General features: G+C 67.5%; 8 protein-coding genes. 4 read left to right on the plus strand and 4 right to left on the minus strand.

Features of this window, described 5'->3' with window-relative positions; all coding sequences use genetic code 11:
• The first annotated feature begins 73 nt into the window (after window positions 1-73).
• The 3 genes from ileS to ACF8NF_RS03005 all read left to right on the plus strand — a co-directional run bounded on the left by ileS (window position 74) and on the right by ACF8NF_RS03005 (window position 5,381).
• Window positions 74-2,929, plus strand: coding sequence for an isoleucine--tRNA ligase (ileS, locus tag ACF8NF_RS02995; RefSeq protein WP_047217419.1), 2,856 nt, complete (start codon window positions 74-76; stop codon window positions 2,927-2,929).
• An 18-nt stretch (window positions 2,930-2,947) separates the two neighbouring features.
• Complete coding sequence (gene lspA, locus ACF8NF_RS03000; protein ID WP_016445744.1) at window positions 2,948-3,463, plus strand: signal peptidase II; 516 nt, start codon at window positions 2,948-2,950, stop codon at window positions 3,461-3,463.
• 253 nt (window positions 3,464-3,716) lie between these two features.
• A complete protein-coding gene (locus ACF8NF_RS03005; protein WP_392450031.1) occupies window positions 3,717-5,381 on the plus strand; it encodes a Na/Pi cotransporter family protein in 1,665 nt (554 codons plus the stop codon).
• 21 nt (window positions 5,382-5,402) lie between these two features.
• On the opposite strand, the gene ACF8NF_RS03010 is transcribed toward ACF8NF_RS03005, so the two are convergent.
• Both ACF8NF_RS03010 and ACF8NF_RS03015 read right to left on the minus strand, forming a co-directional pair.
• Window positions 5,403-6,227, minus strand: a complete 825-nt coding sequence (locus ACF8NF_RS03010; protein ID WP_392450033.1) for an NUDIX domain-containing protein — start codon at window positions 6,225-6,227, stop codon at window positions 5,403-5,405.
• Entirely contained in the window at window positions 6,224-7,204 is a 981-nt protein-coding gene (locus ACF8NF_RS03015; protein ID WP_016445741.1) for a quinone oxidoreductase, read from the minus strand. Before ACF8NF_RS03015 ends, ACF8NF_RS03010 begins: the two co-directional genes overlap by 4 nt.
• A gap of 141 nt (window positions 7,205-7,345) precedes the next feature.
• Between ACF8NF_RS03015 and ACF8NF_RS03020 the strand changes: the two genes are divergently transcribed.
• On the plus strand, window positions 7,346-8,257 hold the full coding sequence (locus ACF8NF_RS03020) for a DMT family transporter (protein ID WP_016445740.1): 912 nt from the start codon (window positions 7,346-7,348) through the stop codon (window positions 8,255-8,257).
• Here the strand turns inward: ACF8NF_RS03020 and ACF8NF_RS03025 are convergent.
• Together ACF8NF_RS03025 and ACF8NF_RS03030 are read right to left on the minus strand one after the other, a co-directional pair.
• The gene (locus tag ACF8NF_RS03025; RefSeq protein WP_016445739.1) at window positions 8,232-10,982 is read right to left on the minus strand and encodes an EAL domain-containing protein; all 2,751 of its coding nucleotides are present in this window, start codon (window positions 10,980-10,982) and stop codon (window positions 8,232-8,234) included. The two genes, ACF8NF_RS03020 and ACF8NF_RS03025, sit on opposite strands and share 26 nt — an antisense overlap.
• 183 nt (window positions 10,983-11,165) lie before the next feature.
• Window positions 11,166-11,963, minus strand: coding sequence for an SDR family oxidoreductase (locus tag ACF8NF_RS03030; RefSeq protein WP_016445738.1), 798 nt, complete (start codon window positions 11,961-11,963; stop codon window positions 11,166-11,168).
• Between the last annotated feature and the right edge of the window lie 38 nt (window positions 11,964-12,001).

Genomic DNA, 12,001 nt, shown 5'->3' on the forward strand with positions numbered 1-12,001 from the left:
CACCAGGCTTCCTCCCCTTTTTCCCGTGCCTGGACCAGACGGTCCGGGCTCTGGCCTGCTTTCAAGGTTCTCCATGTCTGATTCGAAAGTCTCTCCCAACGCCAATGCGGGCTATCGCGCCACGCTGAACATGCCCGACACGCCCTTCCCCATGCGCGGCGATCTGCCCAAGCGCGAGCCGGGCTGGGTCCAGGAATGGGAGGACAAGGGCATCTACAAGAAGCTGCGCGATGCGCGCCACGGTGCGCCCAAGTTCATCCTGCACGACGGCCCGCCCTACGCCAACGGCAAGATCCACATCGGCCATGCGGTGAACAAGGCGCTCAAGGACATGATCGTCAAGAGCCGCCAGCTCGAGGGCTTCGACGCCATGTACGTGCCGGGCTGGGACTGCCACGGCCTGCCCATCGAGAACGCCATCGAGAAGCTGCATGGCCGCAATCTGCCGCGCGACGAGATGCAGGCCAAGAGCCGTGCATTCGCCACCGAGCAGATCGCCCAGCAGATGGTGGACTTCAAGCGCCTGGGCGTGCTCGGCGACTGGGACCATCCCTACAAGACCATGAACTACGCCAACGAGGCCGCCGAGCTGCGCGCCTTGAAGCGCGTCATGGAGCGCGGCTTCGTCTACCGCGGCCTCAAGCCGGTGTACTGGTGCTTTGACTGCGGCTCCTCGCTGGCCGAGTTCGAGATCGAGTACGCCGACAAGCAAAGCCAGACGCTGGACGTGATGTTCCCCACGGCCGAGCCCGACAGGCTGGCGGCCGCCTTCGGGCTGACCTCGCTGGCCAAGCCCGCCTTCATCGTCATCTGGACGACGACGGCCTGGACCATCCCCGCCAACCAGGCGCTCAACGTCAACCCCGAGCTGGAATACAGCCTGGTGGATACCGAGCGCGGCCTGCTGATCGTGGCCTCCGCCCTGGTCGACAAATGCCTGGCACGCTGGAAGCTCGAAGGCCAGGTCCTTGCCACCGCCGTGGGAAGGAAGCTGGACCACCTGCAGTTCAAGCACCCGCTGGCCCACGTGGACAAGGGCTTTGACCGCGTCTCGCCCGTGTTCCTGGCCGACTACGCCACGGCCGATGACGGCACCGGCATCGTGCACTCGGCCCCCGCCTACGGCGTGGACGACTTCAACAGCTGCATGAACAACGGCATGACGCGCGATGACATCCTGAGCCCCGTGCAGGGCAACGGCGTCTACGCACCCGAGCTGCCGCTGTTCGGCGGCCAGCACATCTGGAAGGCCGTCCCCGTCATCATCGATGCGCTCAAGCTGGGCGACCGCCTGCTGGATACCACGACCATCACCCACAGCTACCCGCACTGCTGGCGCCACAAGACGCCGGTGATCTACCGCGCCGCCGCCCAGTGGTTTATCCGCATGGATGAGGGCGAGGGCGTGTTCACCAAGCCCGGTGACAAGCCCGCGCAGACGCTGCGCCAGATCGCGCTGGAAGCCATCGAGCACACCCAGTTCTACCCGGAGAACGGCAAGACCCGCCTGCGCGACATGATCGCCGGCCGGCCCGACTGGTGCATCTCGCGCCAGCGCAGCTGGGGCGTGCCCCTGCCCTTCTTCCTGCACAAGGACAGCGGCGAACTGCATCCGCGCACCATGGAGATCATCGACCAGGCCGCCGCCATGGTCGAGCAAGGCGGCATCGAGGCCTGGAGCCGCGTGACGGCCGAGGACATCCTGGGCGCCGAGGAAGCCGTGCACTACACCAAGAGCACCGACATCCTCGAAGTCTGGTTCGACTCCGGCTCCACCTTCTGGCATGTGATGCGCGGCACGCACGCCGACATGCACCACGACCAGGGCCCCGAGGCCGACCTTTACCTGGAAGGCCATGACCAGCACCGCGGCTGGTTCCATTCGTCGCTGCTGCTGGCCTCGGCCATCTTCGGGCGCGCGCCCTACCGCGGCCTGCTGACCCACGGCTTCACCGTGGACGGCCAGGGCAAGAAGATGTCCAAGTCGCTGGGCAACACCGTCGCCCCGCAGGACGTGAGCAACAAGATGGGCGCCGAGATCATCCGCCTGTGGGTGGCCTCGACCGACTACTCGGGCGACCTGGGCATCGACGACAAGATCCTGGCCCGCGTGGTGGACGCCTACCGCCGCATCCGCAACACGCTGCGCTTCCTGCTGGCCAACGTCAGCGACTTCGACGCGGCGAAAGACTCGGTTGCCACCGAAGAGCTGCTGGAGATCGACCGCTGGGCCCTGGCCCGCGCGGCCCAGTTCCAGGCCGAGGTGCTGGCCCACTACAAGGTCTATGAATTCCACCCCGTGGTGGCCAAGCTGCAGCTGTTCTGCTCGGAAGACCTGGGCGGCTTCTACCTGGACGTGCTCAAGGACCGCCTGTATACCAGCGCGCCCAAGAGCCTGGCCCGCCGCAGCGCCCAGACCGCCCTGCACCAGATCACGCACGCCATGCTGCGCTGGATGGCGCCCTTCCTGTCCTTCACGGCCGAAGAGGCCTGGAAGGTCTTCGGCAACAGCGAGTCCATCTTCCTGGAGACCTACACCGACCTGCCGGCCGGCGACGAGGCCCTGCTGGCCAAGTGGGCCCGCCTGCGCGAGATCCGCGACGTGGTGAACAAGGACATCGAGGCCGTGCGCGCCGAGGGCCGGGTCGGCTCCTCGCTGCAGGCCGAAGTCCGTGTCTCGGCGCAGCCCGAAGACCTGGCCCTGCTGCAAAGCCTGGGCGACGACCTGAAGTTCGTCTTCATCACCTCGGCCGCCGAGGCCCTGGCGGGCGAGACGCTGCAGGCCGCCGTCACACCCAGCAGCCATGCCAAGTGCGACCGCTGCTGGCATTACCGTGCCGACGTGGGCATCAACCCCGAGCACCCCAGCCTGTGCGGCCGTTGCGACAGCAACCTGCACGGTGCCGGCGAAGAGCGCCGCAAGGCGTAATCCCACCGAGGCGCTGCCATGACCCCTAGCTTTGCCGCAGTCCCCGAATCCCGCAGCCGCCGCATCTGGCCCTGGCTGGCCTGGTCGCTGGCGATCATCGCCATCGACCAGCTCACCAAGCAGTGGATCCTTGATGCCTACCAGCTGGGCGACTGGACGCCGATCACGGGCTTTTTCAATATCGTGCGGGCCCACAACACGGGGGCGGCCTTCTCGTTCCTGGCTGGAGCCGGTGGCTGGCAGCGCTGGCTGTTCGTGGGCATCGGCGCGGCGGCCACGCTGCTCATCGTCTGGCAGTTGCGCAAGCATCCGGGGCAGAAGCTGTTTTGCTTCTCGCTGGCCAGCATCCTGGGCGGTGCCATCGGCAACGTGGTGGACCGCCTGCAGCACGGCTACGTGGTGGACTTCCTGGACTTCTACTGGGGCCGTTCGCACTTTCCGGCCTTCAATGCGGCCGACATCGCCATCAGCGTGGGCGCGGCCCTGCTGATCCTGGACGAGGTGCTGCGCGCACGGCGGGCCAAGGGCGCCTGATCCCTGCCGCAGCCGGAGCCGCCGCCAGCCCCTCTTGCGAGGGGCTTTTTCATTGAGGGGGCCACCGGCTGCATGCCGGCGGGTTTTCCTCGGGTTTTCCTGAGTGCGTTTTGGGTCAACCGAAATTCTTTTCGATTCGTTTTATTTCTACAATTTTCCTTATTTCGCACCAAACTGTGCGCTCATGCGGCCGACTCTCCTGCGCGCAAGCCGGGACCGGGGTTATATTGGTCCGCTTCTCCGCTCACAGCACATGAAGCACTTACTCAATCTACTGGCCGCCATCGCCCTGCTGGTCTGGGGCACGCACATGGTCCGCACCGGCGTGCTGCGGGTGTTCGGCGCCAACCTGCGCAACCTGCTCGCCCACAGCATGAGCAACCGCTTCTCGGCCGCGCTGTCCGGCCTGGGCGTGACTGCGCTGGTGCAGTCGAGCACGGCGACCTCGCTGATGACCTCGGCCTTCGTGGGCCAGGGCCTGATCTCGCTGCCGGCCGCGCTGGCCGTGATGCGCGGCGCCGACGTGGGCACGGCGCTGATGGCCGTGCTGTTCTCCACCGACCTGTCCTGGCTGTCGCCGCTGTTCATCTTTGTCGGCGTGGTGCTGTTCATCACGCGCCAGGACACCACGGCCGGGCGCATAGGCCGCGTGCTCATCGGCCTGGGCGTGATGCTGCTGGCCCTGCGCCTGGTGGTCGATGCCACCGAGCCGCTGCTGGAAGCCCCCGCCGTGCGCACCCTGCTGGCCTCTGTCACCAGCGACATCTTCATGGAGCTGCTGCTGGGTGCACTGCTGGCCGTGATGGCCTATTCCAGCCTGGCCATCGTGCTGCTGATCGCGGCCATGGCCAGCTCGGGCGCGATTCCCATGGAAGTGGCGCTGGGCCTGACGCTGGGTGCCAACATCGGCAGCGGCCTGGTGGCCGTGCTGACCACGGCCAAGTCCAGCGTGGAGGTGCGCCAGGTCACCATCGGCAACATGCTGTTCAAGATCATGGGCGTGGCCATCGTGGCGCCCTTCCTGGGGCTGTGGGCCACCTATGTGATGCCGCTGATCGACGGCAAGGGCCGGAACATCGTGCTGTTCCACCTGGCCTTCAACATCTTCAACAGCCTGTGCTTCATCGGCCTGACGCAGACCGTGGCGCGCTGGGTGACGGCCCTGCTGCCCAAGCCCGAGGCCAGTTCCACCAGCCTGCTGCGCCCGCGCCACCTGGACCCGTCGGCGCTGAGCACGCCGTCGCTGGCCATTTCCTGCGCCGCGCGCGAGGCCCTGCACCAGGCCGACATGGTCGAGTCCATGCTGATCGGCATGCAGCGCGTGCTGGAGACCGACGACCTCAAGCTGTCCCAGGAGCTGCGCGAACTCGAAGGCACGGTGGACGACCTGTACTCGGCCATCAAGTACTACATGACCAAGATCTCGCGCGCCGAACTCGACGAACGCGAGGGCCAGCGCTGGACCGAAATCATCAGCTTCACCATCAACATGGAGCAGATCGGGGACATCATCGAGCGCGTGCTGCTGGACATCGAGGACAAGAAGATCAAGAAGGGCCGCCAGTTTTCCGAGGCCGGCACGCAGGAGATCCGCGAGCTGCTGCACCACCTGCTGGACAATCTGCGCCTGGCCATGAGCGTCTTTCTCAACGGCAATGTGCGCGAGGCCCAGAAGCTGCTGGAGGAAAAGGCGCGCTTTCGCGATCTGGAACTGGCCTACTCGGCCACCCACCTGGCCCGCCTGTCCGACAACACCGTCTCCAGCATAGAGACCAGCTCGCTGCACATCGACCTCATCAGCGACCTCAAGCGCATCAACTCGCTGCTTTGCTCTGTGGCCTATCCCATCCTGGAATCGGCCGGCGCCCTGGCGCCCAGCCGGCTCAAGGAATCGGCGCTGGACAAGGCGGCGCGCTGAGGCGCCGCAAGCCTTGCCCGTTCACCAGCCCAGCCAGGCCGCCAGCACCTGGGCGGCCTCGGGCGTGAAGCGGTCCTGCAGCAGCCATTGCACGAGCTGGTCGCGCTCTATCAGTGCAAAGGCCTGCACCTCGCCATCCTGGTTGCTGGGCTCCAGCGCAGCCGGCACGGTGGCGCTGAACCAGTCGATGCGTTCGCGCATGAAGCCACGGCCCTCGGCCTCGTCGCTGGGGCGCTCGAACAGTACGTGGCCGCCATGGCGCAGGCCCTGCAGCTCGCCCACGCGCAGGCCGGCCTCTTCCCAGGTTTCACGCTGCACGGCTTGTTCCAGGGTATCGTGCGCGGCCACCATGCCGCCCATCAGCGTGTCCCACATGCCGGGGTTGGTGGGCTTGCTGTCGGCGCGCTGCTGCACCCAGATGCGGCCGTCGGCCGTCTCGCCCACCAGGTGCACGGCCAGGGTGGCAATGCCCAGCGGACGCACGGCGCCACGCTCCACGGTGCCAATGCGCTGACCCTGCACGTTGCACACGGCCAGTTGCTCATCGCGCCAGGGGCCGCTGTGGCCGCAGGCTCGCAGCACGCGTGCCAGGGCGTTGAGCAGGGCCGTGGCATCACCTTCGCCCTGCAGGTGCCAGTGGCCGGCCTGCTGCCGCAGCGCCACGCCATGGGCCTGCATCACCCCGTCCGGCAACTGCGCAGCCAGCCCATCTTCCAGCGAACCGATTTCCTCTGCCACCACCTGAAGCGGCCGGCGCGGCTGCAGCGCAGGCTGGCGGGTTGCGGCGCGCACCCGGTTCAGCCATGCCTGCACGCCTGGGTCGGCTGAGCTCTTTTCCCCGTTCATGGCAGCAAGATGGTGGAGCCCGTGGTCCTGCGTGCCTCCAGGTCCAGATGGGCCTGGCGCACCTCGGCCAGCGGATAGCGCTGGTCGATGTGGATCTTCACGGCACCGCTTTCCACCACGGCGAACAAATCGTCGGCCATGGCCTGGGTGGCCTCGCGGCTGGTGATGTGGGAGAACAGGGTCTGGCGCGTCACATACAACGACTTGGCGGCCAGCACGGCGGGTGCGAAAGGCGCCACGGGACCGGATGCGTTGCCGAAGCTGACCATCAGCCCAAAGCGCCGCAGGCAGGCCAGCGAGCCTTCCCAGGTGTCCTTGCCCACGCTGTCGTAGACCACCTTCACGCCCTGGCCGCCCGTGATTTCCTGCACGCGTTCGGCGAAGTTCTCGCTGCGGTAGTTGATGGCATGGGCCGCGCCGTTGGCCAGGGCCAGCGCGCACTTCTCGTCCGAGCCTGCCGTGGCGATGAGCTGCAGGCCCATGGCCCTGGCCCATTGGCAGGCAATCAGGCCCACGCCACCGGCCGCCGCATGGAACAGCACGGCATCACCCGGTGCCAGGCCCTCCACCGGAATGCATTTCTTGAGCAGGTACTGGGCGGTCAGGCCCTTGAGCATCATGGCGGCAGCCGTCTCGAACGCGATGGCGTCGGGCAGGCGGCACACGCACATGGCGGGCATGACACGCACTTCGCTGTAGCTGCCCGGCGGATTGCTGGCATAGGCCACGCGGTCGCCCACGCCCAGGTGCTGCACGCCCTCTCCCACGGCCTCGACCACGCCTGCGCCCTCCATGCCCAGGCTCAAGGGCATGGGCAGCGAGTACAGGCCCGAACGCTGGTAGACATCGATGAAGTTCAGGCCCACCGCATGGTGGCGTATGCGCACCTGGCCCGGCCCGGGCTCGCCCACGGCGACCTGCACCAGCTCCAGGACTTCGGGGCCGCCGTTGTGGCGGATCTGCACTGCAATACCCATGGGATGCACTCCTGCAAAAAACCAACAAGAGCGGCATCGTGCCATGTTTCGGGAGGCCACGCGCAAGACGCTGTACCGGGCCCGCACAGGACTGGCGCAAGGCCGGCAAAGAGCGTTCGCAGCACCTATAGTGGCGGGCCTATGAGCCACACGAGCCCGCCGCTGAAGCTGTCCACCGCCGCCATCCTGACGCTGCCGCCCCTGCTGTGGGCCGGCAACGCCATCGTGGGCCGCCTGGTCCATGACCTGATCTCGCCGTTTGCGCTGAACTTCCTGCGCTGGGCCATTGCCTTTGTCCTGCTTGTGCCGCTGGCAGGATGGGCACTGGGCCGCAGCAGCGGCACCTGGAGCCACTGGCGGCAGTTCGCCGTGCTGGGCCTGCTGGGCATCGGCTGCTACAACGCGCTGCTGTATCTGGCGCTCAAGACCTCGACGCCGCTGAACGTCACCCTGGTCAGCTCCAGCATGCCGGTGTGGATGCTGGCCCTGGGCCGCATCGTCTGGGGCATTCCCGTCAGCCGGCGCCAACTGCTGGGCGCACTGCTGTCGATGCTGGGCGTGGCCGTGGTGCTGTCGCGCGGAGATCCCGAGCTGCTGCTGCATCTGCAGCTCGTGCCCGGCGATCTGTTCATGGTGCTGGCCACCATGGTCTGGGCCCTCTACACCTGGCTGCTGTCCAAGGCGCAAGTCCCGCAGCGGCTGCGCTCGGACTGGGCAGGCTTTTTGCTGGCCCAGATGGTCTTCGGCCTGGTCTGGTCCGGCCTGTTCACGGGCGGCGAGATGGCCATGGGCCAGTTCCACATTCAGTGGGGCTGGCCTCTGGGCGGGGCACTGCTGTTCATCGCCCTGGGCCCGGCCATCCTGGCCTACCGTTTCTGGGGGCTGGGCGTGCAGCGCAGCAGCCCGGCCGTGGCGGGCTTTTTCGGCAATCTGATCCCGCTGTTCACCGCCCTGCTGTCGATCGCGCTGCTGGGCGAAGCGCCGCGCCTGTACCACGGCCTGGCGTTCGTACTCATCGTGGGCGGCATCATGGTGTCTTCGCGCCGGGGATAGCCTTGGGCAGGCCGTGTGCCGCGGTGCGCACGGGCACCTTGGCCAGCAGCTGTTCGAACGCGCGGATGGGAACGGGCGGGCTGAACAGATAGCCCTGGAAGTACTCGCAGCCGTAGTGCGCCAGCAGGGCGCGCTGCTCCAGCGTTTCCACGCCTTCGGCGATCACATCCAGGTTGAGGTTGCGAGCCATGCCGATGATGGTCTGCACGATCACATCGTCGGTATGGCGCATGCCCAGGTGGCGCACGAAGGACTGGTCGATCTTGAGCTGGTTCAGCGGCAGCTGGGTGAGGTAGGTCAGCGAGGAATGGCCGGTGCCGAAGTCGTCCATGGAAAAGCACACGCCATGGCTGCGCAGCTGCTTCATCTTGGCGATGGACTCCTGCACGTTCTCGATCACCAGCGACTCGGTCAGCTCCAGCTTGAGCAGATGGGGGGCGATGCCTGCGCTGCGCACCTGCTCGATGACCTGGGAGGCAAAGTCCTGGTGGCGGAACTGGCGGGCGCTGACATTCACGGCCACCTGCAGATGGCGCAGCCGCGCATCCTTTTGCCAGGCGGCCAGCTGCTCGCAGGCCGTGCGCACCACCCACATGCCCAGCGGCACGATGATCTCGCTTTCCTCAGCCACGGCGATGAACATGCCGGGCGGCACCAGGCCACGCTCGGGGTGGCGCCAGCGCAGCAGGGCTTCGGCACCGATGACCTCGCCTGCCAGCGTGAACTGGGGCTGGTAGTGCAGCTCGAACTGGGACTGCGCCAGGGCCTGGCGCAGGTCGCCCTCCATGCGCACGCGCTGGTGGATCTCCACCTGCATCTGCGGATCGAAGAAGCACAGGCCGCTGCCGTTGCGCGCCTTGATCTGGTACATGGCGATGTCCGCCTGCTTGAGCAGCTCGGCCGCCGACTGCGGCTGGCGGCCGAACAGCGTGGCGCCAATGCTGCAGGCGCTGCGGTGCAGGTGGGCACCCAGCACATAGGACTGGTTGAGCCGAGCCAGGATCTTCTCGCCAATGCGCTGGGCCAGCGTGGCCGCCTCGGCAGGCTCGTGCGACAGCTCGCAGAGCATGACCACGAATTCATCGCCCCCCAGGCGCGCCACCGTGTCCGAAGAGCGCACGGCGCTGCGCAGCCGGTGCGCCACCTGCTGCAGCAACTGGTCGCCCACTTCATGGCCGAGCGTGTCGTTGAGCATCTTGAACTGGTCCAGGTCCAGGAACAGCAGCGCCCCGGTCCAGCCTTCGCGCGCAGCCAGCACCGTGGCCTGGGCCAGGCGATCCAGCAGCAGGCGGCGATTGGGCAGGCTGGTCAGCGGATCGTAGAAGGCCAGGCTTTCGATCTCGGCCGTGGCCAGCCGGATATCGGTGACATCGTTGTAGGTGATGACCACGCCGCCCTCGGCAGCCGGGCGCGCCGTCATCTGCACGAAACGGCCGCTGGCCAGTTGCTGCTCCATGGGGACGCCAGGACGCAGCACCAGTTGCCGGTGCAGGTCCTTCGCCTCATCGATCTGCTCCGGCGCCGCCACCAGACCCACCGCGCTGGGGCTGGCATCCAGCAGGGATTGCAGGGGCCGGCCGGGCTCCAGCTGATCCGCATGCCATGGAAACATCTCCTCGTAGCAGCGATTCCAGCGAAGCACGCGCTGCTGTGAATCCAGCAGCAAAAAGCCGCTGACCATGCTGTCCAGCGCCTGGTCCAGCCATTGCTCGGAGCGCTGTGCCTGACGGCGCGCGGCATGCAGGCGATCCATGTAGCGGTGGACCGTCCAGCCCAGTATGGCCAGCAGCACGCCGAAGATCATCACGGCCAGCACCATCAGCCAGGCCGCCACACGCCAGCCCGCCAGCACGGAGGACATGGGCAGGCTGGCCGTGACCCACAGATTGCCCTTGGGCAGCGGATGCGCGGCCACCAGGGCGGGCACGCGGCTCAGGCGTGCGGCCATGGGCATGACGCCGCTGGACGCCAACTGCGATGTCGCCGGCAGCAACCGCGCAGCCGAGGCCTCGCCGTAGGGGGGCATGGACAGCAGCAGCTCGCCGCTGCCCTGCTCCAGCGTGACTTCCAGTCCGTCCAGCACGCCGCCCTGGGCCAGCACCGCGCCCAGCGCCGCCACCGGCACCTGCATCAGCACATAGCCACCCTGCTGTGCACGACTCAGCGGGCGCACCAGATAGAGCATGCGCTCGCCGCCCGGCGGCTGCGGCGCCACGGAGGGCGGGCTGGCCAGCAATTCTGAGCGGCTTTGGGCCGCAAGGCGCTCCCAGGCCTGGGCCGGCAGATCAATGGCCGGGCCATCGCCCGAAGCCGCCAGCTCGCGGCCCTTGGAGTCGTGCACGGAGGCGCGGCGCGCCAGCGTGTTCTGCCGCTCCATGGCGTGCAGCATCTCCTGCAGTTGCGGCTGCGAGGCCGATGCGGGATCGCGCGAACCCAGCCATTCATCCACCCCCATGGCCAGTGCGTCCAGGGATTCAAGGCTGCGGCTGATGGCCGCCTCGGTACCGAGCACAAAGCGCACCAGGCGCAGCGATGCCTCTTCCTGCGCGGTGGTGCGCATGCCGCTGAGCAGCCAGACGACGGCGGCCGCCAGGGCCACCGTCAGCAGCACGAGCATCAGGCCCAGGGTATGGCGCATGCCTGGGGGACTGAGCGCAGCCGCCGGGCGCGCGGAGGGGCCTGCAATCGCCTGCGACCAGTCCGTCTGGTGGGACAGTTCGCTCATCTCCCGGCTCCCTGCATGGCATGCGACATGGGCAGGCTGCGGCGAGGCCGCTGGCCGCGATGCAGGGCCGGGGTTTTCAAGACCGCCCCTGTCCGCCGCCCGTTTGCAACTGCGCGGCCATGCCTGGCACTGTCCGGGACTTGCGGGCTCCGGAGGCGGTCATGGTCGCAGTGCCCTGGCGCATCAGAAGGTTCCTGCGTACAGGCCGCCGTCGGGCAGGATGTTCTGGCCCGTCATGTAGCCTGCGTGGGCGCTGCACAGGAAGGCGCAGATGGCGCCGAATTCATCGGGCGTGCCGAAGCGGCGCGCCGGCACCTGGGATTGCTGCACCAGGCGCACATCGTCCAGGCTCTTGCCGCTCTTGTTGGCGGCGGCCGTGAAGGTAGTGCGCAGGCGGTCGGTGTCGAACTTGCCGGGCAGCAGGTTGTTGATGGTCACGCCCTTGGCCGCGATGCCGCTGCGCGCCAGGCCCGCCACAAAGCCCGTGAGGCCGCTGCGCGCGCCGTTGGACAGGCCCAGGATGTCGATGGGCGCCTTCACGGCGCTGGACGTGATGTTGACGATGCGGCCGAAGCCGCGTGCCGCCATGCCGTCCACCGTGGCCTTGATCAGCTCGATGGGCGTGAGCATGTTGGCGTCCACGGCCTTGAGCCAGGCCGCGCGGTCCCAGTCACGGAAATCGCCGGGAGGCGGGCCGCCCGCATTGGTGATGACGATATCGAAATCCACGCCCGGGCCGCCGGCGGCCGACAGCACGGCGGCACGGCCTTCCTCGGTGGTGATGTCGGCGGCAACGGCCAGCACCTTCACCTGCGGCGCGAGGGCCGCAAGGCTGGCCGCGGCCTCCTGCAGGGCCTCGGGATTGCGCGCATTGATCACCAGGTTCACACCCTCTTGCGCCAGCGCCTTGGCACAGCCAAAGCCCAGGCCCTTGCTGGCGCCACATACCAGGGCCCACTTGCCCGCGATTCCCAGATCCATGTCTCACTCCTGAACAAACAAAACCTTGCTCGATCCTT

Source organism: Delftia sp. WSY_22 (genome assembly GCF_043104185.1).
GTDB classification, from domain to species: Bacteria; Pseudomonadota; Gammaproteobacteria; order Burkholderiales; family Burkholderiaceae_C; genus Comamonas; species Comamonas tsuruhatensis.